The following is a 25774-nucleotide window of genomic DNA, read 5'->3' on the forward strand; positions in this document are numbered from 1 at the left end:
TCCCTCAGGGGGAGTTCCTACCGTACCGGCGAGCGCGGGCCGGGCGATCGGGCCGGTCCCGCGGACATACCACGCGCCGAGGAGAGGCCATGACCGCATTCATCCTGGTGCCGGGAGCGTTCACCGGCACACACGTCTGGCAGGACACGGCCGCGCACCTGGCCGCGGCGGGCGCAGCGGCGCACCCGGTGGCCCTCACCGGGCTCGACGGGCCGCGCGGCACGACGGAGGCCGGCATCGACCTGGAGACGCACATCGCGGACGTACTCGCGGTGATCGACTCGGTCACCGGTGCGACGGCGGGCGAGAGGGTCGTGCTGGTCGGCCACGACTACGGCATCCACCCGGCGCTCGGCGCCGCCGACCGGCGCGCGGAGCACATCGACAGGGTCGTCCACCTCGACTCGGGCCTGCCGCGGGACGGGGTCCCGGCCCTGGCCGCCGTGCCCGACGCCTCCCTGCGCGAGCGGCTGGCCGGGCAGGCCGGGGCGGGCGGGGAGCACGCCGACGGAGTACTGCCGGCCCCGGCGCACGACGCATGGCGGCTCTGGGGCAGCACCGAGGGCGTTCCCGCCGCGGCCCTGGACCGGCTCACCGCACTCGCCGCCCCGCAGCCACTGGGCACCCTGCTCCAGCCCCTGCGGCTGACCGGCGCGGTGGCCTCGGTGCCCACCACCGGCGTGCTGTGCACCGGCAACGGCGCGAGCATCGAGATGGTCCAGATGCTGGTGGGCCTGGGCGACCCCGCGCTGCAGGCGCTGGTCGATCCCCGGGTCACCTTCTTCGAACTCCCCACCGGCCACTGGCCGATGCTGTCCCGCCCCGCCGAGCTGGCGGACGTCCTGCTGCGGGCCGCGGCAGGCGAGGGGCACCGGCTGGAACCCGTCGACGCCGCGACCCCGCCCGCGCACCTGCGGCCCTTCCTGCTGGACGTCCCCGACGTCCCGCGTGAGCGGCACGGGAACGTCGACCTGTACCTGCCCGACGCCGACCGACCGCGACCGGCGGTGGTGTTCGTGCACGGCGGCCCGGTCCCCGCCGACGCCCGGCCGACCCCGAGGGACTGGCCGACCCTGACCGGGTACGCGCGATACGCGGCCGGGTGCGGGGCGGTGGGCGCGGTCCTCGACCACCGCCTGCACGACCTGGGCGACTACGCGCGCGCCGCCGCGGACGTGGCCGCCGCCGTGGAGCTGGTCCGGGCCGATCCGCGGGTGGACGCGGAGCGGATCGCGCTGTGGTTCTTCTCGGGCGGCGGCCTGCTCGCGGCGGACTGGCTGGACGCGCCCCCGCCGTGGCTGCGCTGCCTGGCGGCGACGTATCCGGTGCTGGCTCCGCTGCCCAACTGGGGGCTGTCCGCCACCCGGTTCCATCCGGCGCACGCACTGGCGAACGCCGGCGCGCTGCCCGTCGTCCTCACCCGGGTGGGGCTGGAGATGCCCGAGATCGCCGCCACCGTCGAGGAGTTCCTGGCCGCGGCCAAGGACTGCGGGGCCGAGGTCGAGGTGGTCGACGTGCCGCACGGCCACCACGCCTTCGAGACCGTCGATCCGACCGACGAGTCCCGCGAGGCCGTGCACCGCGCGATGCGCTCGGTGCTGAGCCTCGTCGACGGGCGCGGCACATCATGACGGGACTGGCCACCTGAGGGAGCGGGCCGGGCGGGCGCGGCCACTCGCCCGCCCGGCCCGCCTCGTCCGTGAAGCGCTTTCTGCCGGAAGTCTTGACGTGTACGCGGCGCAATGAGTTCATGGGGGCGGTCTATGGGAGCGCTCCCACAAGCTCGTCGTCCCCCGTGCCCGCACTACTCACTCCTGGAGTCGCCGTGCGCACAGCAAGACGCACAGCAAGACGCGATACGCGAAGGAACCCCGTGGCCCGCCTGCTGACCGGCCTGGCCGCCGTGACCGGGCTCGTCCTCGGCGCCCTGGGCCCGGCAGCCGCCGCCCAGCCGCAGGCGCCCGGCGCCCTCGCCACCGGCCTGCACATCAGCGACGGCCGGCTGCTGGAGGGCAACGGCAACGACTTCGTCATGCGCGGGGTCAACCACGCCCACACCTGGTACCCCGGCGAGACGCAGTCGCTCGCGGACGTCAAGGCGCTGGGCGCCAACAGCGTCCGGGTCGTGCTGTCCGACGGCCACCGCTGGAGCGAGAACAGCCCCGAGGACGTGGCCGCCGTCATCGACCAGTGCAAGGCCAACCGGCTCATCTGCGTGCTGGAGGTCCACGACACCACCGGCTACGGCGAGGACGCCGCGGCCGGCACGCTCGACCACGCCGCCGACTACTGGATCGGCCTCAAGGACGTGCTGGCGGGCGAAGAGGACTACGTCATCGTCAACATCGGCAACGAGCCCTGGGGCAACACCGACCCCGCCGGCTGGACCGAGCCGACCGTCGCGGCGGTGAAGAAGCTCCGCGACGCCGGATTCCAGCACACGATCATGGTGGACGCGCCCAACTGGGGCCAGGACTGGCAGGGCGTCATGCGGGCCAACGCGCAGACCGTCTACGACGCCGACCCCACCGGCAACCTGATCTTCTCGATCCACATGTACAGCGTCTACGACACCGCCCAGGAGATCACCGACTACCTCAACGCCTTCGTCGACGCAAAACTGCCTCTCCTCATCGGCGAGTTCGGCGGCCCCGCCGACCAGTGGGGCGACCCCGACGAGGACACCATGATGGCCACCGCCGAACAGCTCGGCCTCGGCTACCTCGCCTGGTCCTGGAGCGGCAACACCGACCCGATCCTCGACCTCGCCCTCGACTTCGACCCCAGCCGGCTCAGCTCCTGGGGCGAACGCATCTTCCACGGCGTCGACGGCATCGCCCAGACCGCCGAGGAAGCCACCGTGTACGGCGGCGGCGACCCGGACGACACCCAGGCCCCGACGGCCCCCGGCACCCCGACCGCCTCCACCGTCACGGACACCTCCGTCACCCTCGGCTGGACCCCCGCCACCGACAACGTGGGCGTCACCGGCTACGACGTCGTACGCGTCGGCGGCGACACCGAGACCCGTGCCGCCGCCTCCACCACGAACACCGCCACCGTGACCGGCCTCACCGCCGACACCACGTACACCTTCGCCGTCTACGCCCGCGACGCGGCGGGCAACCGCTCGGCCCGCTCCGCCACCGTGGACGTCACCACCGACGAGGGCGGCAGCACCCCCGGGATCGCCTGCTCCGTCGGATACCGCGTGGTCGGCGAGTGGCCGGGCGGCTTCCAGGGCGAGATCGCCGTCCGCAACACCGGGACCGCGCCCCTCGCCCCGTGGACGCTGGCCTTCGCCTTCGCGGACGGCCAGACCATCACCAACATGTGGGGCGGGACCCCGACCCAGAACTCCGGCGCGGTGAGCGTCGCCCCGGCCGCCTACACCTCCACCCTCCCCGCCGGAGGCACGGTCACCCTCGGCTTCACCGCCGGGAAGGGCGACATCAACACCGCCCCGACCGCCTTCGGCGTCAACGGCACCGCCTGCGCCACGACCTGACCGTCCGCCCGGTGCCGGTTCGCGGCGGCCACCCGCCCGCCCGCGCCGGCACCGGGCGCTCGCGCGGCGGGCGTCAGAAGGACACCTCGCGGACACTGGCCTGGCTCCGCGGCTGCGTCGTCGCCGTGATCTCCGACCGGTGACGGCTCGCCGAGAACGTCACCGTCAGCGTCTCGGGCGCACTCTGGCTCGTCGTCACCGTGAAACCCTGACTCGGCACGGCCGACACCAGGCACACCCCGTTGCCGCCGAACCGCACGGTCGCCTTGCCGCCCTCGGACGGCACCGTGTACACGCCGGAACCGCCCTCCTCGCACCCCGGGTCGCCGCCGCCCGCCGGAGACCGCGGGGGCGTCGACCGGGCGGTCGGCGTCGGTGTCGGTGTCGGACTCGGCTCCGGCGGCTTCTCACTCGTACGGGACGGTGTCGGTGTGGGTTTCCGGCTGGTCGCCGACGCGGCGGGGGTGGGCTTCGCGGACTTGGACGGTGTGGGCCGGTCAGGCGCCGGGAGCTCCTTCGGCGCCGACTGCGCGACCGGCGCGGTCGGCCGCGTCGAGCCCACCACGAAGTGGATCGTCATGATGACGGCCGTGACACTGGCGGCCGTGCACGACAGCCAGATGATCAGGTAGCGCAGAAGGCGGGACACGACACCATACTGACGGACCGGCTAACGTGCCTGCCCATGGCCTCCGTACTTGTCGTCGAGGACGACCCCGTGATCCGGGCCGCGCTGATCGAGGTCCTGACCGGGCACGGCTACGCGGTGAGGACCGCCCACCAGGGATTCGAGGCGTTGCGCGACATCACCCAGAGCCCGCCGGACATCGTGGTGCTCGACCTCGGGCTGCCCGACCTCGACGGGCTGGACGTGCTGCGCATGATCCGGGGCATCTCCCGCGTCCCGGTGCTGATCGCCACCGCCCGCGACGACGACACCGAGATCATCCGGCTGCTCAACGCCGGGGCCGACGACTACCTGGTCAAGCCGTTCTCCGGCGGCCAGCTCGCGGCCCGGATCGCCGCCGTGCTGCGTCGCTCCGTGCCCGCCGACGTCCGGGCCGCGCGGCAGCCCGTCCTCCAGGTCGCCGACCTGCGCATCGACCCCACCGCGCGCACCGCGCACCTCGCCGGCCGGGAACTGCCGCTCACCCGCCGGGAGTTCGACCTGCTCGCCCACCTGGCCGCCAACGCCGACCAGGTCATCTCCCGGCAGCGCATCCTCGCCGAGGTGTGGCAGCAGCCGTATCTGGAGGAACAGACGGTGGACGTCCACCTCTCCGCGCTCCGCCGCAAGATGGGCGAGAAGCCGCGCAGGCCCCGCTACCTCCACACCGTGCGCGGTATCGGCATAAAGCTGGTCAGTGCACCATGAGACGTGCCCTCGCCGGCATCGCGCTGGCCGTCACCTCGATGGTGGCGCTGTCGTTCCTCATCCCGCTCGCCCTCCTCGTCCGCGAACAGGCCCGGGACCGGGTCACCACCGCCGCCGAGCAGCGCGCCTCGGCGCTGTCACCGGTACTCGCCCTCACCACCCGCCGCGCCGACGTGCAGCAGGCCGTCGCGGAACTCGGCTCCGCCGACCAGCTCGCGGTACGCCTGCCCGACGGCGGCTTCGTCGGCACCCCGCACGCCCCCGACGACGCCCTCGACCGGGCGGTGCGAGGACGCGAGACGCTCGCCGTCGACACCGCGGACGGCTGGGTATACCTCCAGCCGGTCGTCCTGCGCGGCGACCGGGTCGCGGTCGTCGAGGCCTACGTACCCGCCGCCGATCTCACCCGGGGCGTGGCCGCCTCGTGGGGCGTGATGGCCCTGCTCGCACTGGGACTGGTGGGCGGCTCGGTGCTGGTCGCCGACCGGCTCGGCGCCCGCGTCGTCCGTTCCTCCCGCGGTCTGAAGCGCGCCTCGCTCGCTCTCGGCTCCGGCGACCTCGACGTACGGGTGGAACCGGACGGCCCGCCCGAACTCCAGGAGGCCGGAGTGGCCTTCAACACCATGGCCGACCGGGTCGTCGACCTGCTCGCCGTCGAACGCGAACTGGTCGCCGACCTCTCCCACCGGCTGCGCACCCCGCTGACCGCCCTCTACCTGGAGGCCGACCGGATGGGCGCCACGCCGAGCGCGCGGCGGGTCACGGCAGCGGCGGCCCAGCTGGAGGGCGAGCTCGACTCGATCATCGCCGCGGCGCGTACGCCCCTGGCCGCGGCGCAGCTCGGCGGGGCGGGGGCCGGGACCGCGAAACCGTGCGACGTCGCCGAGGTGGTCGCCGTGCGTCTGGAGTTCTGGTCGGTCCTCGCCGCCCAGCAGGAGCGGCTGTGCGAGCGCTCCTTCACCCCGCGCCCCACGCCCGTCGCCTTCCCCGAGGACGACCTCGCGGCCGTGGTCGACGCCCTGATCGGCAACGTCTTCCGGCACACCCCGCAGGGCACCGCCTTCGTCGTCCGCGTGGAACGGGAGGACCGGCACGTGTTCCTCACCGTCGACGACGCCGGGCCGGGCGTGGCGGACCCCGAGGCCGCGCTCACCCGGGGCGTCAGCGTCGGCGGCTCCACCGGCCTCGGCCTCGACATCGTGGCCCGGGCGGCCCGCGCGGCGGACGGTGAGCTGACGATCACCCGTGCGCCGCTGGGGGGCGCGCGGGTGCGGGTGTCGTTCGTGCTGGTGGGTGCGCCCTCGGGCGGGGCACGGTGAAGGGCGTCAGCGGCTCGACCCGAAGTTCTGCGTCCACCAGGGGCCGCCGTCGCCGAAGTGGACGCCGACACCCAGCTCCTTGAAGGAGCAGTTGAGTATGTTCGCGCGGTGGCCGGGGCTGTTCATCCACGAGTCCATCACCGAGGCCGGGTCCGCCTGCCCCCGGGCTATGTTCTCGCCCAGCGTGGACCACTGGTAACCGGCGGCCTCGACCCGGCTCGCCATGGTGGAACCGTCGGGACCCGTGTGGGACATCACGCCGCTGTCGGCCATGACGTCGCTGTAGTCGTCGGCGGCACGGGTCAGCCGGTCGTTCGCGGTGACCGGCGAGCAGCCCGCCGCGGCCCGCTCCTCGTTCACGAGCGCGAGTACCCGCGCCTCGGGCCCGCCGCCCGCCCCGCCGGAACCCGATCCCGACCCCGATCCCGACCCTGATCCCGACCCCGACCCCGATCCTGATTCGGGTCCGCTGCCCGAACCCGTGTCGCTGCCGCCACCACCCGTCGGCCGGTCGCTGCCGCTCTTCGCGGTGGCCCTGGCGGGAGCCTTGGACGCGGGCTCGGCCGCCTTGGCCGCACCGGTCGTCGGGCTCGCCTTCTTCGTGGACTTCTCCGTCGGCTCCGCGCTCGCGCCCGGCGAGCTGCTCGCCGTGGCACCGGGGCTCGCCGGAGCGGAGGCCGACGCCGCCGGGTCCGCGGCGCCCGGCGACTGGTCGGCCGCGTTCGTGGTGACCCGGTCCGAGGCCGCGCCGTCGTCGCCGTCGGCGACGGCCAGGGTGATCCCGACGCCCGCCGTCACCGTGACGGCGCCCAGCACCAGCGCGGTACCGCGTGTCCTGAGACCACCGCGGGGGCGGGCGTGGGAGCGGGACGGGCGAGCGGCTCGGCGGGAACCCATGCGCAGGACACCTCGGCTTGTCTGTCGGCTGACGGAACCCCGTACCCGGTGGGCGCGAGCGCGCCCACCGGGACTGTGGGGGGTGTGCGAGAGCCTAGGACGCGCCCGGCAGGGAAACGGCAGTTCGAAGGTGATCTTCAGAAAGCCTTAAAAGAGCCGCCAAAGTCCGCCAAGGTTCGCCGAGGGCCAGGGAGTGGCCCGGCTCACATGGCGCCCCGCCGGTGCCGCCGACACCATGGTCTCGTCACCCGGCAGGCTGAAGGGATCAACAATGTTCCGCAAGGTGCTGGTCGCCAACCGCGGTGAGATCGCGATCCGCGCGTTCCGCGCGGGCTACGAGCTCGGCGCGCGCACCGTCGCCGTCTTCCCGTACGAGGACCGCAACTCGCTGCACCGCCTGAAGGCCGACGAGGCCTACGAGATCGGCGAGCCGGGGCACCCGGTGCGCGCCTATCTCTCCGTGGAGGAGATCGTCCGCGCGGCGCGCCGGGCGGGAGCGGACGCCGTCTACCCGGGCTACGGCTTCCTGTCGGAGAACCCCGAGCTGGCCCGCGCCTGCGAAGAGGCCGGCATCACGTTCGTCGGACCGAGCGCCCGGATCCTCGAACTGACCGGCAACAAGGCCCGCGCCGTGGCCGCCGCCCGCGAGGCCGGCGTACCGGTCCTCGGCTCCTCCGCTCCCTCCACCGACGTGGACGAACTGGTCCGCGCCGCCGACGGCATCGGCTTCCCGGTGTTCGTCAAGGCGGTCGCGGGCGGCGGCGGACGCGGCATGCGCCGCGTCGAGGAGCCCGCACAGCTGCGCGAGGCCATCGAGGCGGCGTCCCGCGAGGCGGCCTCCGCCTTCGGCGACTCGACGGTCTTCCTGGAGAAGGCCGTCGTCGAACCCCGCCACATCGAGGTCCAGATCCTCGCCGACGGCGAGGGCAACGTCATCCACCTCTTCGAGCGGGACTGCTCGGTCCAGCGCCGCCACCAGAAGGTCATCGAGCTGGCGCCCGCCCCGAACCTCGACCCGGCCCTGCGGATGCGCATCTGCGCCGACGCCGTGAACTTCGCCCGGCAGATCGGCTACCGCAACGCGGGCACCGTGGAGTTCCTCGTCGACCGCGACGGCAACCACGTCTTCATCGAGATGAACCCGCGCATCCAGGTCGAGCACACGGTCACGGAAGAGGTCACCGACGTCGACCTCGTCCAGTCCCAGCTGCGCATCGCCGCCGGTGAGACGCTGGCCGACCTCGGCCTCGCCCAGGAGAACATCACCCTGCGCGGCGCCGCCCTGCAGTGCCGCATCACCACCGAGGACCCGGCCAACGGCTTCCGCCCGGACACCGGGCGCATCAGCGCCTACCGCTCACCCGGCGGCTCGGGCATCCGCCTCGACGGCGGAACCACCCACGCCGGTACGGAGATCAGCGCCCACTTCGACTCGATGCTGGTCAAACTCTCCTGCCGCGGCCGGGACTTCAGCACCGCCGTGAACCGGGCCCGGCGCGCCGTGGCCGAGTTCCGCATCCGCGGCGTCGCCACCAACATCCCCTTCCTCCAGGCGGTGCTGGACGACCCGGACTTCCAGGCCGGTCAGGTCACCACCTCGTTCATCGAGCAGCGCCCCCACCTGCTCACCGCCCGCCACTCCGCCGACCGCGGCACCAAGCTGCTGACCTACCTCGCCGACGTCACGGTGAACAAGCCGCACGGTGAGCGCCCGCAACTCGCCGACCCGCTGGCCAAGCTGCCGCCGCTGCCCGCCGGCGAACCCCCGGCCGGCTCCCGGCAGCGGCTCACCGAGCTCGGCCCGGAGGGCTTCGCGCGGTGGCTGCGCGAGTCGCCCGTCATCGGCGTCACCGACACCACGTTCCGCGACGCCCACCAGTCGCTGCTCGCCACCCGGGTCCGCACCAAGGACATGCTCGCCGTCGCCCCGGTGGTCGCCCGCACCCTGCCCCAGCTGCTGTCCCTGGAGTGCTGGGGCGGCGCCACCTACGACGTCGCCCTGCGCTTCCTCGCCGAGGACCCCTGGGAGCGGCTGGCCGCCCTGCGCGAGGCCGTGCCCAACATCTGCCTCCAGATGCTGCTGCGCGGCCGCAACACCGTCGGCTACACCCCGTACCCGACCGAGGTGACCGACGCCTTCGTACAGGAGGCCGCCGCCACCGGCATCGACGTCTTCCGCATCTTCGACGCCCTCAACGACGTCGACCAGATGCGCCCCGCCATCGACGCCGTACGGCAGACCGGCACGTCCGTCGCCGAGGTGGCCCTGTGCTACACCGCCGACCTCTCCGACCCGAACGAGCGGCTCTACACCCTCGACTACTACCTGCGGCTCGCCGAGCAGATCGTGAACGCCGGCGCCCACGTCCTGGCGATCAAGGACATGGCCGGCCTGTTGCGCGCCCCGGCCGCCGCGACCCTGGTGTCCGCCCTGCGCCGGGAGTTCGACCTGCCGGTGCACCTGCACACCCACGACACCACCGGTGGCCAGCTGGCCACGTACCTCGCCGCCATCGAGGCGGGCGCGGACGCGGTCGACGGGGCGGTGGCTTCCATGGCGGGCACCACCTCGCAGCCGTCGCTGTCGGCGATCGTCGCCGCCACCGACCACACCGAGCGGCCCACCGGTCTCGACCTCCAGGCCGTCGGCGACCTGGAGCCGTACTGGGAGAGCGTCCGCAAGGTCTACGCCCCCTTCGAGGCGGGCCTGGCCTCACCCACCGGACGCGTCTACCACCACGAGATCCCCGGCGGGCAGCTCTCCAACCTGCGCACCCAGGCCATCGCGCTCGGCCTCGGCGACCGTTTCGAGGACATCGAGGCGATGTACGCCGCCGCCGACCGGATGCTGGGCCGCCTGGTGAAGGTCACGCCGTCCTCCAAAGTGGTCGGCGACCTGGCGCTGCACCTGGTGGGCGCCGGTGTCTCCCCGGCCGACTTCGAGCAGGATCCCGACCGCTTCGACATCCCCGACTCCGTCGTCGGCTTCCTGCGCGGCGAACTGGGCACCCCGCCCGGTGGCTGGCCCGAACCCTTCCGCAGCAAGGCGCTGCGGGGCCGCGCCGAGGCCAAGCCGGTGCCGGAACTGTCCGCCGACGACCGCACCGGGCTGGCCAAGGAACGCCGGGCGACCCTCAACCGGCTCCTGTTCCCCGGCCCGGCCCGCGAGTTCGACACCCACCGCGCGTCCTTCGGCGACACCAGCGTGCTGGACAGCAAGGACTTCTTCTACGGGCTGCGCCCCGGCAAGGAGTACGCGGTCGACCTCGACCCGGGCGTCCGTCTGCTGATCGAGCTGCAGGCGGTCGGTGACGCCGACGAGCGCGGCATGCGCACCGTGATGTCCACGCTCAACGGCCAGCTCAGGCCCATTCAGGTCCGCGACCGCTCGGCCGCCTCCGACGTCCCGGTGACCGAGAAAGCCGACCGGTCGAACCCAGGCCATGTCGCGGCGCCGTTCGCGGGCGTGGTCACCCTCGCCGTCGCCGAGGGGGACGAGGTCGAGGCCGGTGCCACGGTGGCCACCATCGAGGCGATGAAGATGGAGGCCACGATCACCGCCCCGAAGTCCGGCACGGTCAGCAGGCTCGCCATCAACCGCATCCAGCAGGTCGAGGGCGGCGACCTCCTCGTGCAGCTCGGCTGACCACGGTGGCGGCCCCGGACCGGGGCCGCCACCGTCGCCTCACGCCTCCTTCGGCGCCGCCTGCTGCACCACCTCGAACGACCACACCGTGGACCCGCTCGCCGCGGGCTTCGGCCGCTCCCCGCCCTCGGCACCGCCGCCCTGGTGGGCCGCCTTCATGGGGCCCTCCATCCACGCCTGGAAGGACGCCTCGTCGCGCCACCGGGTGTAGACGAGGTAGTTGTCGGTGCCCTCCACCGGCCGCAGCAGCTCGAACCACTCGAAGCCGTCGGAGCTCTCGACGGCGTGCGCCCGCGAGGCGAAGCGCTTCTCCAGCGTCTCGCGCTGCTCGGCCGGGACGGTCAGTACGTTGATCTTGACTACGCTCATGCCCCCATCCTGCCGCATGCCCCCGCCGCCACCGTCAGCACGGCTCGCGCCAGACCCCCAGCTCCGGCCGCTTCAGCATCGAGGACAGCCCGAGCCGGCGCGCCTCGGGACAGAAGCGCCGGGTCGGCTCGCTGTACTCCACGTGGAAGACCGCCTTGCCCGCCGCCACGAACGGAGCGAGCCGCGCGCACTCGCCGTACTCGGCGCACTGCTCATTGACGGCGAAGTCGAAGTCGTCCACGAGCTGCGGGATCTGCGGCAGGTCGTTCTTGAGGCCCACGGCGAGGCCGCGTTCGTGCGCGATGGCGGCGATCATGCGGTTGTACGCCAGCTGGTCCCGCGCGGTCAGCGGGAAGCCCGTCTCGTTGCCGTAGCCCTCCACCAGGTCGGGTTCCACGGCGTCGAAGCCCTTGTCGCGGCACATGTCGAAGCGCCGCTCCATGATCGGCCGCAGTACGGACAGCCGGCGGACGTCCAGCCAGCGCTCGCCCCGCCAGCCGTTGGGCCTGCCCAGCACCGACCGGGGGAAGGCGTCGCGGTCGGGCCTGAAGTCCTCCCAGGCGCCCACGTTGACGTAACAGATCACCTTGCGGCCGTCACGGTGCAGCCGGGCCACGTCGGCGGCGTCGTTCTCGAAGCCGTCGATGTCGTACACCGGGACGTCGGCCGACGGGTCGACCCGCCCGTCGAGCTGCCACTGCCAGGCGAGACCCGGCCGGGGCTGCCACACCGCGGTGGCCGACGGTTCCGGCGGCTCCGGCTCGCCCGCACCGGAACACCCGGCCACCACCGACACGGCCAGTGCGGCCAGCGCCGCGGCGAACGCCCGTGCCCCCCGCCTCACGACCGGTCCCCGGTCAGTACGGGAGTCAGCCGGGCCCACGGATTGGGCGGCTCGCCCGTGACCGGCCCGGACACCGCGGCGCCACGCTCGCGCGCGGTGCGCACGGCGAGCGGCGCGAGCGCCTCCGGCACCCCGTACACCAGGTGGCAGAACCGCTCCGGGCGGTGCCGCAGCGTCCAGTCCGGCCGGACGAACGACGACACGTACACGGACCAGGGCCCCTCGAAGGTGACGAGGAGATCGGCGATGCGGGCGTAACCCGGCGCGGGATGGACGCCCGGATTGAGCACGACGGGCGCCGAGCCCTGCCGCCGCAGGGCGCGCACCAACGCCCGGTGGGCGGGGAGTTCGGCCGGCGCCGAACTCACCCGGTCCAGGAAGCACCCGTCCGCCCCGTACCACTCCCGGTGCCGCCGGGCGTCCGCGGTGACGTCCGCCGCCGCGCGCGTGCCGTAGTCCGTGTCGACGTATCCCAGCAGCCGGGCGCCCGCGGCCCGCAGCGCGCCCGCCGCCGCGGCGAAGGCGGGGTCGGGCGCGTCGCCCGGACCGTTCGCCGGGTTGAGGACGACCCCGTACGTGCGGTCGGCCGCCGTGATGAGCCGGTGCCAGGAGCCCGGGTCCTCGGCAGGGTGGACGTACAGCGGAACGAGCAGGCTCACGACGGTCGGTCGCCTTCCGGGGTCCGGGACGGAGCACCGGCCGACCACAGCGCGGCCAGCGACTCGTCCAGCGAGTACGACGGCCGCCAGTCGAGCGCCGTCCGGGCCGCGGTGATGTCGGAGCACTGCCAGGACACCTGGTCGGAGCGCGCCGAGCCGGCGCCCTGTTCCTCGATCCGGCCGCGGAAGCCGGCGATGTCCGCGAGCGTCCGCACCAGCCGGCGCACCGGCACGGCCTCACCACCGCCGACGTTCAGCACGGGCGGCAGCGGACCGGCCGCGGTGACCGCCCGTTCGACGGCCCGCGCGACGTCGCGCACGTCGACGAAGTCCCGGTACGCCGACAGGTCGCCCAGCCGAAGCACCGCGTCCGGGTCCGGGCCCGCCGCGCGCAGCAGCCCGGTGACCCGGCCCGGCAGACCGGCGCGCGGTGCACCGGGCCCCACCGGGTTGCCGACCCGCAGGACCACCGCGTCCAGCTCCGAGGCGGCCACGGTGACCGTCCCGGCCAGCTTGGTGGCACCGTAGGCGTTGAGGGGACGGGTCGGCGCCGACTCCGGCACCGGGACCCGCCCGGTGCCCGGGCCGTATTCGGCGGCGGAGCCCAGGTGCACCAGGCGGGCCGCGGGGCGGGCCCGACGCAGGGCCTCGCACAGCACGGCGGGGCCACGGGCGTTCACCTCGGCGAGCGCCACGGGGTCACCACCGGTCGCGCCCGCGCAGTTGACGACGGTGTCGGCGTCCGCCTCCGCCAGCACCCGCGCGAGCCGGTCGGCCGGGTCGGTGGCCAGGTCGACGGGCACGTCGGCGGCGGGGGAGCGGCCGGCGGCGAGCACCCGCGCGCCGGGCAGGGCGCGCAGCCGCTCGGCGACGTGGCCGCCCAGGAAACCGGTGGAACCCAGGACGAGAATGCGCATGCGGTGCTCAGGCTCCCTTGAGCAGCAGGGACTTGCGGCTGGTGAACTCCGCGTTGGCCCGGTCGTAGTCGTCGGGGCGGCCGATGTCGAGCCAGTAGCCGTCGAAGTCGTAGGCGTGCGGCGGGTTGCCGGACCCGAGCAGGTCGAGCACCAGCTCGTCGAACCCCAGCGGCAGTCCGGCCGTGTAGCCGTCCAGTGTGGACCGGGAGAGCCCGTACACGCCCATGGAGACGCGGTAGTCCATGCTCGGCTTCTCGGTGAAGGCGACGACCCTGCTGGCGTCCGTGGTCAGCACGCCGAAGTCGATGTGCACCTTCCTGGCGTACGTGGCGATGGTCAGCGGCGCCTCCGAGGCGCGGTGCCTGCCCAGCACGTCGGCGTAGTCGAGGTCGGTGAGGATGTCGCCGTTCATCACCAGGAAGTGCTCCGGCAGCCGCTCGCGCATGGTGAGCAGCGGTCCGATGGTCCCCAGCGGGCTCTCCTCGGTGGAGTAGTCGACGGTCAGGCCCCACTGCGAGCCGTCGCCGACGTAGGCGCGGATGATCTCGCCGAGGTGGCCTATGGCGATGGTGCAGCCGGTGAACCCGGCCGAGGCGAGCTGGCGCAGGACGATCTCCAGGATGGCGTGCTGGTCGCCGATGGGCACGAGCGGCTTGGGCAGCGCGGTCGTGTAGGGCCGCAGCCGGACGCCCTTGCCGCCGGCCAGGATCACTGCGTGCATGAGGTTCCCCCTCGGTTCACGTGCCGGTCGTGGGCAGATGTGGTGGTCGGATGCCGCGTGCGGGTGCCGCGGTCAGATGTTGTAGATGCCGGTCTTGTAGCGGGCGAGGTTGGCCGGGTCGCGGAAGAACTCCACGGTGTGCGCGAGGCCCCGCTCCAGGTCGTGCGCCGGGGCCCAGCCGGTCGCCTCCCGCAGCCGGGTCGCGTCCGCGACCAGCCGCATCACCTCGGAGTTCGCCGGCCGCAGCCGCCGCTCGTCCTCCCGTACGTCGAGCGCGGTGTCCATCACCTTGCCGATGAGCGCGACCAGGTCGCCGACGGAGATCTCGCCGCCGGTACCGGCGTTGAAGGTACGGCCCACCACCCGCTCGGCGGGCGCCGTGCCGACCGCGAGGAACGCCTGCGCGGTGTCCCGGACGAAGGTGAAGTCCCGGGTGGGGCGCAGGTCGCCGAGGGTGATGGTCCGCTCGCCGGCCGCCACCTGGCCGATGACCGTCGGGATCACCGCCCGCATCGACTGGCGGGGACCGTAGGTGTTGAAGGGCCGCAGCGTCACGACCGGCGTGTCGAAACTGGCGTGGTAGCTGTCCGCCAGCCGGTCCCCGCCCGCCTTGGACGCGGCGTACGGCGACTGGGTGTTGATCGGGTGGTCCTCGGTGATCGGCACGGTCCGCGCGGTGCCGTAGGTCTCGCTGGTGGAGGTGTGCACCAGCCGGGGCGTGCCCTGGGCGCGCACCGCCTCCAGCACGTTCAGCGTGCCGGTGACGTTGGTGTCCACATAGCTGTGCGGTGCCTGGTAGGAGTACGGGATCGCGATGAGGGCGGCCAGGTGGTAGACGCAGTCGGCGCCCTCGACCAGGCCCCGGACCGAGCCGGGGTCGCGGACGTCGCCGAGGACGATCTCGACCTGGTCGAGGACGTCGGGGGAGAGGGTCTCCAGCCAGCCGTAGGAGGAGAAGGAGTTGTACTGCGCCATGGCCCTCACCCGGTGCCCGGAGGCGACCAGCGCCTCGGTGAGGTGGGAGCCGATGAAGCCCTCGGCTCCGGTGACGGCGGCGAGCGGTGTGGCGGTCACGCGGGGTCCTTCCGGTGGGTGGATCGATGGGTGGATCGGTGAGGGGGCGGGCTCGGGGTGCGGTCCGCGCGGGTCCGGTGGCGGTACGGCGGTTCCGCCGCGGCCTCAGGCATGGGCCGCCGGCCGGCCCAGCAGCCGCAGCACGCACGCCGTCAGACAGAGCGCCGCGCCGCCGCAGCACAGGGCCAGGACCGTCGCCGGACCCGGCGGGGACCCGGTCAGGGCCACCGCGCCGGCGCCGGCGGCCGCCGCGAGACACAGGACGGCCGGCAGCCAGGCCACGCCGAACGCCTGGAGCAGCAGCGAGGTCCACAGCACCGCCGCGAGCAGGAGCAGCGTGACGGGATCGGCGTCCACCAGCAGCGCGGCCGGCAGCAGTGGACCGAGATACGCCAGCAGACAGCCGGCGAGGACGGCGGCGGACCGCGCCCGGAACCCGGCCGGGGTCGCGGTGCTCCGCAGCGCCGCCACCGACAGACCCCGGTACCGGTACAGCAGCCACTCCGCCGGGCCCATGCTCAGCGTCAGCGCGACCACCGCCCACGGATGGTGACGGCCCGCCAGGAACACCAGCGACCCGGCGGCCAGCCCGAACAGGCCGTACGGCAACGAGCGCAGGGGGTGCGGGCGGACGCCGCCCGGGGCCGGCGCGCCCGCGAGGGCCCCGCGCAGCACCCACCCGGCCGCGGCCACCGCGCCGAGCAGCGACAGCACCGGCAGCCCCGCCCGCAGGACGTCGCCGGGCTCCCACCACGGCAACGCCACGGCACCGGCGGCCACCGGCACGAGCGCGGCCAGCAGCAGCCGTTCCCGGCCCAGCACCAGCAGTACTCCGGCCGCCGCGAGGTACCCCGACTGGACCGTCACGGCGAGCGCCGCCGCACCGGACCCGGCGAGGGACGCCCCGGCCGCCGTCGCCGCGGCGGCACCCGCGGGAGCCCCCTTCATCAGGGTGCGGCCCGCCTCCCGCCGCCCGGTCGCCAGTCGCAGGTACGCCCGGTGCCCCAGGGCCTGGTTCCACGCCCAGGACAGCAGCCCGGCCACCACCAGGGCCCGCACCGTCCCGTCCCCGGGCAGCAGGCGCCCGGCGAGCGCGTAGGCCAGGCCCGGCAGCGCGAACAACGCCCCCCGCAGCGCGCACCGCACGTGGTCGGGCCGCCAGGGATCGGCCGGGCGCGGGGGGTCCGGGAAGCTGCGCGGCACCCGCTCGTACAGCGCCGTGGCGAGCGAGAACAGGTCGCGGTGCCCGTACCGCTCCTCGATCACCTCGCCGGTCAGCCCCTCGGACTCCAGCAGCGCGGCGACCTCGTAGGGGTGCACGGCGGGCGCGACGCGGTCGGCCAGTTCGGCGGCCAGCCGGTCGACCGCGTCGCGCCGGGCGTCGTGGCCGGGCCGGACCAGGGCGAGGGTGTGCTGGTCGGACGCGCGGCGGGCGGCGGCGCGCTCGTCGACGAGCCGCAGCGCCAGCGTGTCCTGCTCCGCGCCGCCCGGTTCGAGGGCCATGGGTCCGCTCATCCGGTCGCACTCCCCACCGGTGCGTCGTCCGCCGCCGCGAAGGCGTCGTCGGTGACGGACGTGGTCGCGGCCGCGCCGCCGAACGCCGACAGTTCCAGGTAGATGGACCGGAAGGTGTCGATGGTCTGGCGGAGGGTGAACTGCTCGATCACCCGCAGCCGGGCCGCCTCGCCCATCGCCCGGCGCCGTCCGGCGTCCCGCAGCAGCTCGAGTGCCGCCGCGGCCATGGCGGCCGGGTCGCGCGGCGGCACCACGAGCCCGGTGTCGCCGACCGCCTCCCGGACGCCGCCCACGTCCGTGGAGACGGTCGCCCTTCCGCACGACATGGCCTCGATCAGCGTGAACGGGAAGCCCTCGCTGATGCTGGACAGCATCACCACGTTGCCGGCGGCGTACGCGTCCTTGATGTCCTCCACCCGGCCCTCGAAGGTCACCGCCTCACCGTGGCCGAGCTGTGCCGCCAGCGCCTCGCACCGTTCCCGGTACGCCTCGCCGCCGCGCGGTGTCCCGCCGAACAACCGCAGCCTGGCGGCGGGCAGTTCGGCCCGCACCAGGGCGAAGGCGCGGATCAGGGTCTCCAGGTCCTTGATCGGATCGACCCGTCCGGCCCAGCTGAGCACCGGCTGCGCGGGCTCGGGGCCGGCGGGCGGGAACGCGGCAGGGTCCACGCCGTTGTAGACCGTGCGTATGGACCGGGGCGCGGCGCCGCCCTGTTCCTCCCACAGCCGGTTGTAGCGGTTGCCCGGGGTGATCAGGGCGGCCCCGCGGTAGCTCTCCTCCGCCAGCAGCCGGAAGAAGCCCAGCAGCAGTGCCTTCACCGGCCAGCGGTAGGGGGCGGTGCGGTAGCCGAGGTAGCGCTCGCGCAGGTAGACGCCGTGCTCCGTCAGCAGCAGCGGCACTCCGTGCCGGTCCAGTGCGGCCAGGCCCGGCAGGACCGCGACACCGCCGCTGACCGCGTGCGCCACCCCCTCTTCCGGGTAGGGCGCGGCGAGCGGGCGCAGGGCGTGCTCCAGCAGCGTGGTCGCGGTCACCGCGTCGTGCAGGGTGGGCCGGGCCTCCCGCACGGGCAGCCCCGGCCGGTTCCACACGGCGGCGAGGACGGCGATCGCCCGGTCGCCCCGGAGGAACGGGCTGAGCGCGCCGTCCGCGGCGGCCCGCGCCAGCCGGTACAGCGCGGGGCCGAACCCGTCCTCGGCGCGCGGGTCGAGCAGCGCGGTCACGAACCGCTCGTAGTCGGTGGCGAGCCGGTCGGCCCGGCGCCGCCGGGGAGCGCGCCCTTCGGGGGCGGGCCCCCACATGGGGACGGAGACGACCCGGCCGACGTGCGCGGGGACGTCCCAGACCACCGGTTCGCGACCGGTGCCGGTGACGGCTATGACGTCGAAGTCCAGGTCGGGCATGCCCGTGACGAGCTGGTCGCACCAGACGCTGACGCCGCCGTGACTGTGCGGATAGGTGCCTTCGGTGAGCAGGGTGACGCGCGACGCGCCGGAGCGTCGCGCGCCGTGGGGAACGTGCATGGCTGTGCTCCACGGCCGAGGTGGGTGTGCGGTCCTTCGGTGGCGCGCCGTGCTCAGCGCTGGGCGCCGTACGGGACCGGTTCGGTCACGCCGGCCGGCACCCTGGTGCGGGGCGCGGTGGGGGTGAGGGGACCGGGGCCGGAGTCGGCCGGCGGGGTCGTCCCGTCACCGGGAACGGCGGCCGTGGCCGGCAGGGTGAGGGCGAGCGTCCCGCCGGACGTGGGCGTCCAGCCGGAGAGCGCGCCGGCGTAGGCGTCGCCGAAGCCCGTGCCGCCCCGCAGGGTGCCCTCGGGCATCGTCGCCGTCACGGCCACCCCGTCGGGTGCCTGCACGGTGACGGCGTCGCCGACGCGGTAGGCGGTGACCTGCCCGGCGTCGACCGCGTTCCGCCAGGCGGCGCGGCGCTGCATCTCGACGCCGATGTCCGCCATGCGGAGGTTCACCACGGGGGTGCTGTCGGCGAACAGGCCGTCGTAGCCCTCCAGTACGCCGTCCAGGACGGGGTAGGCGATGCGGTCCTCGGCGAGGTTCGACTGGTGGATGAAGTGCGGCTTGGGATCGTTGGACAGGACGTGTCCGAGGGCGATCCTGGTCTCCAGCGGCACGATGTGCCCGGCGTAGCCGGTGGCCGGGTCCAGCGGGGCGGCCAGGCAGGTGGACGTGGCGGGATTGTCCTCGCAGATGCCGCTGCCGCCCTGGGCACGGCTGGTGTAGATCCAGTTGTACTCGTCGACCTGCTCGGCCGCGCGCCCCGCGTTGTAGAAGACGTTCATCGGGTAGCGGGAGACCGTCGTGGCGCTGCCGACGCGCCGCTGGACGGGGTCGCGGGAGTTGTCCGAGGCGAGCCAGGTGATCCCGGTGTCCGTGAGGGCGGGACCGAGGTTGGGGTTGTCCTCGGGCTGCTGCGGGGCGACCTTCAGGCCGGAGTGCTCGCCGGTCACCAACTCCTCGTTCACCAGCGGCAGTCCGGCGCTCTCGCCCCAGACGCGGTTGGTGGCGATCTCGTCGGCGATCTCGTTCCGGCTCACCCACTGGGTGCTGCCGTCGGGGTCGGTCGCGCACTTCCACGGGACGACGGTGACGTCCTGCCGGCAGCCCAGGAAGGCGTGCGTGTAGGTGTGGTTGATCCAGCGGAACCGGCTCCGGTCGGCGACGAACTCGTCGGCGAGGGGGTCCGCGCCGCCGTTGTCCTGGCGGTGGTCGACGCTCCCGGAGCCGTTGTAGGCCAGGTCGAGGGTGAAGTTCCGGCTCTCCTGCCAGGCGACGGCGTGGTCGACGTCGGCCGGGACCATGCGGATCGGGTTGGGCGTGCCCTCGCCCGGCGGGCAGTCCACGTCTCCCGGCGTGCAGTTCAGCTCGGTGTCCCAGCGGTCGTCGGCCGCGAAGACGTCGTCCACGTGCACGGCGAAGTAGTTGCGGTCGGCGCCGAGGTGGACGCCCCCGGTCATCCACTCCACGATGCCCCGGGCCAGCAGCCGGAACTGCTGCTGGTGCTGGTTGTAGACGAAGGTGACGACCAGTTCGCGCCGTCCGTCGTGGCGGTACTCGCCCACCAGGGAGCCCTTGGTCGGCCGTCCGGGGATCGCGGCCTGGACGTAGGGCACGAAGTCGGCGCCGGGCGCCGGCGTCGAGAGGTAGGCGTAGGACTCGCCCACGGTGGGGGAGTTGTCCTCGAACGGCACCGCGCCGTCCAGGTAGCCGAAGGGGCCGGACAGCCCCGCCTGCGTCACCTCGGCGCGGACGCCGTCGAGGCTGCCGGCGTACCCGGTGCCGACGGCGGGCTGGAGCCCGACCTCGGGGCGGGCGTAGGTGTAGGCGTCGACCTGCGGGACCGCGTAGGCGCGCTCGTAGTCGGCGAGCGCCGCCATCTCGGCGGAGCCGGACGGGAAGGGGTTGTCGTTGGGCAGCACGACGGCCTGGAACCTGGCGCGCGGCCGTCCGTCCACCGTGTCCGCGAGGAACCCGGCGTCGATCACGGGCCGGCCGGCGTCCCGCAGGTCCACCTCCGTGAACGGCGTTCCCGCCGTCTCCAGTTCGGCGGCGATGGCGTCGGTGGCCGGCCCGCCGTCGCTCACGACCAGCACCCGCAGATCGATGCGCGGGGCCGGGGCGTCGGCGTGGACCGGCCCGGCCGGTAGACCGAGCGACGCGATCAGCGCGCCCACTGCGAGCGCCGTGGTGCGTATGGTCCGCTTCATGCGGTGAGATTCCCTCCCCCGGGCAGGGGCGGACGCGGACTCCTGCTGGAGCCCACCCCACCCCGTGACCACGCCGTCGCCCCCCTGAGACGCCGGTCGTCGACGTTTCCGTCGCGTCACATAGTGGTGCTCGTGTGGAGCTTTTGTGTGCCTGCTGCGGAACTTGACGGAAAAGCGTATGTGTCCATTCAGCCGGAACCGACGCCACCGTACGCGGTCGGCCGACGCCGGCCCGAGGGTGGCGGACGGGGTCGTCAGGCCCGTGTGCTGCTCGGAGTCGGAGAGCGGCGGCCCCGGAAGCGTCGCTTCCGGGGCCGCGTGGGTGTCAGTGGTCTCGACCAGGGCGCCGACCGGGGCCGGAGCGAGATCAGGTCAGTCGTGCCGTCGCGGTCAGGCGCACAGCACGCGGGTCTCGGGCGTGTACGCCGGGCCGCCGTTGACGCTCGTGCTGTCGCTGAACTCGACGTAGAAGTACGAGTAGAAGCCGATGTTCCCGTTGCAGCCGGAGTCGGCGGCGACCTGGAGGGTCAGGGTGACGGTGCGGCTCTGGCCGGGCGGGACGGTGGCGCCGTAGTTGGCGCCGAGGTTGGCCGGTCCGGTGCCGGAGCACGGGACGGCGCCGGCGTCCGACGCCAGACTGCAGCCGGTGAAGGCGTACTTGAGGTCGGGCCGCTGGGTGGTCAGCCAGGTCGGATCGATCGTCTGGTAGACGAACCAGATGTCGTACGTCTTGTTGTTCTTGATGGTCATCGACAGGTTCACCGTGCCGCCCGGCCGGGTGGTCGCCGCGTCGGTGGTGAACGTCAGCTCGGCCGGGGCGGGGTCGGCGGCGCTCGCGGTGGGCGCCAGGCCGAACAGGGCGAGAGCGAAGGCGATGATCGTGGCGAGGCCGAGGCGTCTCGTTCGTGTGGATCGCATGGCCCGGGAGACTAGGCACGCCTCGGCCGCACCGTCTGCACCGTCCGGAGCGAGCGGAACGGGGCTCGGCCGGAAGTGCGCGTGTGGTGAAGGAGTTGTGACGGCGTCGTGACGCGCCACTGCGGTGGGTGTTCGCGCACGACAGGGCGGGGGCGCGGTCCGTGCCGCCGCGCGCCGGGTCACCCGCCGGGCGTCATGGTGGCAATGGCGCATTCCGGGTGCCCGCAGCACGCCCCGGCGGCCCGTCGGTCCGCCGGGGCGACGAAGGCCCCCGCCCGTGCGGCGGCCGCGGCGGCATCGGCGGCACGGTCCGCCGCCGCCTTGTCGAGCGGCTCGTCGGTGGTCGGCAGGCGGGGTACCGCAGGGGTGCCGAGACGGCGCGGATCACCTCGCGAGGGTCGGTGCCCTCGGGCCGTTCGCCGCGCTCGACGGCCTGCCGGGCGCAGGGCGCCCACGCGCGGGCCCGGGTCTCGTGGAACCGGTGCAGGGACCGCCGCCCGCCTGTCGCAGGTCGCCATGTCGGCGAGCAGATCGGCGACGAGGGCCACCGGAGTTCTCCAACGGCGGCAGACCGTCGTCCTCCCGACCTCCGCGCGACGGGCCACGTCCGCGAGGTCGAGTCCGGCCGGACCGTGCCGCAGGTCGCGGCCCGACTCGACGCGGCGAGCGCCAGGACGGTCCCCTGCCCGTACCGCCCCTACGGACGCCAGGACGGCTTCGCCCGCAACCCCCGCCCGCTCCGGAAGGCGGGCGCACCGAGGGACTGAACCGGCCGACCGGTCCCCGCGCGGCGGTGCGGGGACCGATTGTCAGTGCCGTGCACAAGAATGCGGTCAAGCGAGATCAACACCGGCCGGAACGGGTAGGCGGTCTCGAGTCCCCTGTCCCGGAAAGGCCACAGCCGATGCCGCTCACCGCCGTTCACGCGCAGACCGCAGACCCACGGGTGACCGGTCGCCGCGGGCCCCGCCCGTGCGGCCCGCGCAGTCCCGCCGAGACCGACGTCCTGCGCATCGTCGCCGACGCGCGCACCCCCGTCTTCGTGACCGTGCGCGAGGGCGGAGGGCGCAGATACAGCTACTGGCGGCCACTGGACTCGACCACCGGCCGGGGCGGCTGCTACGCGGCGCTGCCCACCGACGAGTGCGACCGGCTGTACGCCGCCGGCCGGATCGCCCTGGGCGACCCGCTGACCGACCCGGCCCGGACCATGTACCGCGTCACCGTCGTGCGGGCCCCGGCCGCACCCGCACCACGCCTCGCCCGAGTCCGCGCGCGGGCGGCCTGAGCGCGGAAGGGATCCGGGCGACCCCGGGCGACGGCGCCCGGGCTCCGGGCGCCCCTGCGCCCGGCCGCCCGGTGTCACGCCGCCGGTCAGTGCGCCAGACCGGCCCGCAGCGCCGGGTCCGACGCCGCCCGCCACACGGACGGCAGCTCCGCCTCACGCGCGCCGGCCCGCGCCCGTTCCTGGCCGTGCAGCACTCCCCAGGTGAACGCGGTCTCTCCCGCCGCGTGCGCGGCCACCGCCAGTTCCCGCAGCGCCTCCTGGGCGACGACGGCGTCCTGGTGGTCGCCGAGCAGTTGCTGGACCGCCTTGGCGCGCTTGCCGAGGCGCTTGACGGGTTTGCCGAGGACGGGCCGCGCGACCTCGGCGGCGTAGCGCACCTTCTTCGCGGCCTTGCGGGCCTGGTGGAGCGCCACGTCCCGGGCCGGCCCCGGCGGAAGTGCGAGCGCCTGCTCCATGCGACCGGCCAGCCGGTCGTACTCCTTGAGGACCGCCCGGCCCATCGTCCGGGCCGGCTTCCCGGCGGCCCTGCCGCGCAGCGGCGGCTCCCCGAGCAGGCCGTCCAGCGCGTCCAGGAGCCGCAGATAGCGGTCCGAGGTCAGGGCCTCGCGGGTGTGCGTCCGGCTCTCCTGGTCCCGCGACACCTCCCACACCCGCAGCCGCGCGGCGGCCGGGCCGAGCACCAGGTCGCCGGGCAGCCCGGCGAGCCCCGCGCTCAGGCGCTCGCGCAACACCTCCTGGTCCCGCTCCACCCCCAGCTCACCGGCCAGCCACTTCAGTTCCGCGCGCACCGGATCGGTGACCCGGCGGTCGAGCACCGACCGGTAGGAGCGCAGGCAACTGCGCAGGCGGCGACAGGTGACGCGCATCCGGTGCACCCCGTCGGGCAGTTCGCGCCGGGCGGCCGGGTCCAGGGCCACCAGTGCGGCGACCTGCTCCTCCAGGTACGCCAGGACGTACGAGCCGGGAGAACCGGGAGCCGTCGCGCGGGTCCGCGTGACCTCGGCCGCCGCCCCGGTCTCCCGCAGGGCCCGGACGAACTTCGAGGGGCTGTCCGCCGGGACGATCCCCTTCTTGCGCAGCTTCTTCTCCAAGGTGTCGAGCAGCCCGCCCCCCACCCCGTCGGCGAGTTCGACCTCCACCTCGCGCCACTCGGCGCGGCCGCCTCCGGGCAGCAGCGAGTCGGCGCGCACCTCGTCGAGGCTCACCTCGGCCAGTAGCGCGCCGTCCGCGTCCCGCAGGTGCCGCACGGCACGGGTCGACCGCACGCGCATCACCGGACGCAGCCCGGCACCCCGGGTACGGGACAGCAGCAGTTCGCGCAGGGCGTCCGGCACCTCGTCCGACAGCGGTGCCCGCACTTCCTCCCGCGTGTCCCCGGTCAGCGGCAGCTTCAGGTGCCAGCCGGCGTCCGCCCCACCCGTGCGGCGGCGCAACGTCGCCGAGGAGCGGGCGAGCCGCAGGTCCGGGGTGTCGTGGTACACCGCGTCCAGCTCCTCGGGCCCGGCCGCGGTGACCGAGGCCACCGGCCCGGCGCCGGTGAGGTCGGGCAGCCCGGCGACGCCGGCGGAGGACGGCTCGTACTTTCGTTCTGTCTCGCGCTTCGACTCGGTCATGTGGTGACCCTGAACGGTATCCGGCGGATCAAACGCGCAGAACGGCGACCGATGGGCGGGAAACGCCCGGCCCGCCCTAACCCGCGGGCGTCAGCCAGGGCCCCGGATCGGTGTAGTAGCCGTCGAGGACGACTTCGAAGTGCAGGTGGGGGCCGGTGGACAGGCCCGTGGAGCCCACCCGGCCGATCATCGTGCCCGCCTCCACCGTCCGGCCCACGGCGGTGTCCAGGGACGAGAGGTGACTGTAGGTCGTCTCCAGCCGCTTGCCCTCGATGGTCCCGTGGTCGATCACCACGCGGTTGCCGTACGCGCGGGTCGACGCGGCGAACACGACGCGGCCCGGCCGTGCGGCGGCGACCGCCGTTCCCTGCGGCGCGGCGAAGTCCACGCCGGTGTGCAGCTTGGTGACGCCGGTCAGCGGGTGTTCCCGCGACCCGTACGGCGAGGTGACCGTGAGCGGGCTGACCGGGGCGTTCAGGAGCGCTCCGGCGGCCCCGCCGGTGCCGCCGGCGGAGTCGTCCCGGTCGAGCGCCTCGTACCGCGGGACCAGCGCCTCCACCTCGGCCAGGTAGGTCTTGGCCGTCGGCGGGACGCGCCCCGCCCTCGCCACCGCGTCCGCTCCCTCCGCGTACGCGGCGAGGGTCAGGTCGACGAGGTCCCCGTTGATCCTGCCCGCGGTGCGCAGTTCGGTCACCTGCTCGGCCAGGGCGCAGTCCTGTCGGCCGAGAGCCATGATCGCGTCCGCCGGATCGCGGGGCGAGGAGTGTCCGTTGCCGTCGTCGTCCTTGCCCCAGGTCCGCCACTCGCTGTCGGTGAAGGCGGCGATGCCCTTCTGGCCCGAGAGGTCGTCCGTGGCGTCGCTCCACCCGGAGAGCTGGTCGATCTGGGCGGCGAGCACGGAAGGCTCGAGGACCGTGCACGCCGAGGCCGCCTTGCGCAGCCAGGGCACGTAGGAGGGGTCGACGTCGACCGCCGCCGCCTGCTCCGTCTCCGCTTCTTCGGGCCACGGTGTCGGCAGGCCGCCCGTCAGCGCCAGGAACGTGGCGACGCCCGTGACGGTCACCAGACCCGGGAGCAGCAGCAGCGTGAAGGGCCCGGGACCGCGGCGCCGGCGCTTCGGCGCGGGCTCCTCCCGCCGGGGGTGTTCTTCCGGCCCTTCGCCGTCCGTCGCGTCGGCCGCGTCCGCCACGGCCGTTCGGTCGTCGTTCACCCGGCCGCCCGCCGGGATGTGTTGCTCACGGATCGAAGTCAACGACCCGTTCCCGCGGGCGTCAGGAGGCGACGAGGCACAAGGCGGTGCCCGAACGGGCAGAGCCGGCGGAACCGGACGGCCCACCCCCGCCGGTACGAAGGTCCCGTCCGGACCGTTGACCCAGCCGGAGACGCGAACTAC

21 protein-coding genes and 1 pseudogene are annotated in these 25774 nt (G+C 74.2%); 7 read left to right on the plus strand and 15 right to left on the minus strand.

The genetic code is table 11. The annotated features are described in order from the left end of the window. Positions 1–89 precede the first annotated feature (89 nt). Positions 90–1631 carry an alpha/beta fold hydrolase gene (locus ACIGO6_RS08090; protein ID WP_399872904.1) on the plus strand — a complete coding sequence of 514 codons (1542 nt, stop codon included), beginning with the start codon at positions 90–92 and terminating at the stop codon, positions 1629–1631. 194 nt (positions 1632–1825) lie between these two features. Further along, entirely contained in the window at positions 1826–3508 is a 1683-nt protein-coding gene (locus tag ACIGO6_RS08095) for a cellulase family glycosylhydrolase (protein WP_399872906.1), read from the plus strand. Positions 3509–3581: 73 nt separating this feature from the next. Here the strand turns inward: ACIGO6_RS08095 and ACIGO6_RS08100 are convergent, their stop codons facing one another. Next, entirely contained in the window at positions 3582–3803 is a 222-nt protein-coding gene (locus ACIGO6_RS08100) for a hypothetical protein (RefSeq protein ID WP_399872909.1), read from the minus strand. Here ACIGO6_RS08100 and ACIGO6_RS08105 point away from each other — a divergent pair. The 3 genes from ACIGO6_RS08105 to ACIGO6_RS08115 are packed head-to-tail and all read left to right on the plus strand — an operon-like array spanning position 3796 to position 6202. Further along, entirely contained in the window at positions 3796–4140 is a 345-nt protein-coding gene (locus tag ACIGO6_RS08105) for a hypothetical protein (RefSeq protein WP_399872912.1), read from the plus strand. The two genes, ACIGO6_RS08100 and ACIGO6_RS08105, sit on opposite strands and share 8 nt — an antisense overlap. Before the next feature lie 53 nt (positions 4141–4193). Then, positions 4194–4883, plus strand: coding sequence for a response regulator transcription factor (locus ACIGO6_RS08110; RefSeq protein WP_399872914.1), 690 nt, complete (start codon positions 4194–4196; stop codon positions 4881–4883). Continuing rightward, complete coding sequence (locus ACIGO6_RS08115; protein WP_399872916.1) at positions 4880–6202, plus strand: ATP-binding protein; 1323 nt, start codon at positions 4880–4882, stop codon at positions 6200–6202. Before ACIGO6_RS08110 ends, ACIGO6_RS08115 begins: the two co-directional genes overlap by 4 nt. 6 nt (positions 6203–6208) lie before the next feature. Here the strand turns inward: ACIGO6_RS08115 and ACIGO6_RS08120 are convergent, their stop codons facing one another. Next, positions 6209–7099: a CAP domain-containing protein gene (locus tag ACIGO6_RS08120; RefSeq protein ID WP_399872919.1), complete on the minus strand. Its 891-nt coding sequence runs from the start codon at positions 7097–7099 to the stop codon at positions 6209–6211. Between the two features lie 271 nt (positions 7100–7370). On the opposite strand from ACIGO6_RS08120, the gene ACIGO6_RS08125 reads away from it, so the two are divergent. Continuing rightward, positions 7371–10745, plus strand: a complete 3375-nt coding sequence (locus tag ACIGO6_RS08125; protein WP_399872922.1) for a pyruvate carboxylase — start codon at positions 7371–7373, stop codon at positions 10743–10745. Between the two features lie 39 nt (positions 10746–10784). Here ACIGO6_RS08125 and ACIGO6_RS08130 read toward each other — a convergent pair whose 3' ends face one another. The 11 genes and pseudogenes from ACIGO6_RS08130 to ACIGO6_RS08180 all read right to left on the minus strand — a co-directional run bounded on the left by ACIGO6_RS08130 (position 10785) and on the right by ACIGO6_RS08180 (position 22190). After that, positions 10785–11114: an antibiotic biosynthesis monooxygenase gene (locus ACIGO6_RS08130; RefSeq protein ID WP_043383968.1), complete on the minus strand. Its 330-nt coding sequence runs from the start codon at positions 11112–11114 to the stop codon at positions 10785–10787. 34 nt (positions 11115–11148) lie between these two features. Continuing rightward, positions 11149–11958: an endo alpha-1,4 polygalactosaminidase gene (locus tag ACIGO6_RS08135; RefSeq protein WP_399872926.1), complete on the minus strand. Its 810-nt coding sequence runs from the start codon at positions 11956–11958 to the stop codon at positions 11149–11151. Next, positions 11955–12617, minus strand: a complete 663-nt coding sequence (locus tag ACIGO6_RS08140; protein WP_399872929.1) for a spherulation-specific family 4 protein — start codon at positions 12615–12617, stop codon at positions 11955–11957. The genes ACIGO6_RS08135 and ACIGO6_RS08140 overlap by 4 nt, the downstream gene beginning before the upstream one ends. Beyond that, entirely contained in the window at positions 12614–13534 is a 921-nt protein-coding gene (locus tag ACIGO6_RS08145) for an NAD-dependent epimerase/dehydratase family protein (protein WP_399872931.1), read from the minus strand. Before ACIGO6_RS08145 ends, ACIGO6_RS08140 begins: the two co-directional genes overlap by 4 nt. Before the next feature lie 7 nt (positions 13535–13541). Further along, the gene (locus tag ACIGO6_RS08150) at positions 13542–14255 is read right to left on the minus strand and encodes an NDP-sugar synthase (protein ID WP_399872932.1); all 714 of its coding nucleotides are present in this window, start codon (positions 14253–14255) and stop codon (positions 13542–13544) included. A gap of 72 nt (positions 14256–14327) precedes the next feature. Next, positions 14328–15329, minus strand: a complete 1002-nt coding sequence (locus ACIGO6_RS08155; RefSeq protein ID WP_399872935.1) for a GDP-mannose 4,6-dehydratase — start codon at positions 15327–15329, stop codon at positions 14328–14330. 105 nt (positions 15330–15434) lie between these two features. Beyond that, entirely contained in the window at positions 15435–16844 is a 1410-nt protein-coding gene (locus ACIGO6_RS08160) for a hypothetical protein (RefSeq protein ID WP_399872937.1), read from the minus strand. Then, positions 16841–18364: a GT4 family glycosyltransferase PelF gene (gene pelF / locus ACIGO6_RS08165; protein WP_399872940.1), complete on the minus strand. Its 1524-nt coding sequence runs from the start codon at positions 18362–18364 to the stop codon at positions 16841–16843. Before pelF ends, ACIGO6_RS08160 begins: the two co-directional genes overlap by 4 nt. A gap of 53 nt (positions 18365–18417) precedes the next feature. Continuing rightward, positions 18418–20562 (minus strand): hypothetical protein, encoded by a 2145-nt coding sequence (locus tag ACIGO6_RS08170; RefSeq protein ID WP_399872943.1) that lies wholly within the window; start codon positions 20560–20562, stop codon positions 18418–18420. A gap of 390 nt (positions 20563–20952) precedes the next feature. Next, a complete protein-coding gene (locus tag ACIGO6_RS08175) occupies positions 20953–21480 on the minus strand; it encodes a hypothetical protein (protein WP_399872944.1) in 528 nt (175 codons plus the stop codon). A gap of 179 nt (positions 21481–21659) precedes the next feature. After that, positions 21660–22190, minus strand: a pseudogene (locus tag ACIGO6_RS08180) (TetR-like C-terminal domain-containing protein). 236 nt (positions 22191–22426) lie between these two features. Here ACIGO6_RS08180 and ACIGO6_RS08185 point away from each other — a divergent pair. Next, on the plus strand, positions 22427–22768 hold the full coding sequence (locus tag ACIGO6_RS08185; RefSeq protein WP_399872947.1) for a hypothetical protein: 342 nt from the start codon (positions 22427–22429) through the stop codon (positions 22766–22768). Between the two features lie 86 nt (positions 22769–22854). Here ACIGO6_RS08185 and ACIGO6_RS08190 read toward each other — a convergent pair whose 3' ends face one another. Both ACIGO6_RS08190 and ACIGO6_RS08195 read right to left on the minus strand, forming a co-directional pair. Further along, complete coding sequence (locus ACIGO6_RS08190; RefSeq protein WP_399872950.1) at positions 22855–24381, minus strand: CHAD domain-containing protein; 1527 nt, start codon at positions 24379–24381, stop codon at positions 22855–22857. A gap of 76 nt (positions 24382–24457) precedes the next feature. Continuing rightward, positions 24458–25591, minus strand: coding sequence for a M23 family metallopeptidase (locus ACIGO6_RS08195; RefSeq protein ID WP_399873611.1), 1134 nt, complete (start codon positions 25589–25591; stop codon positions 24458–24460). Positions 25592–25774: the final 183 nt, after the last annotated feature.

Origin of the sequence: Streptomyces sp. NPDC053750 (genome assembly GCF_044544295.1) — a bacterium.
Taxonomy (GTDB): Bacteria; Actinomycetota; Actinomycetes; order Streptomycetales; family Streptomycetaceae; genus Streptomyces.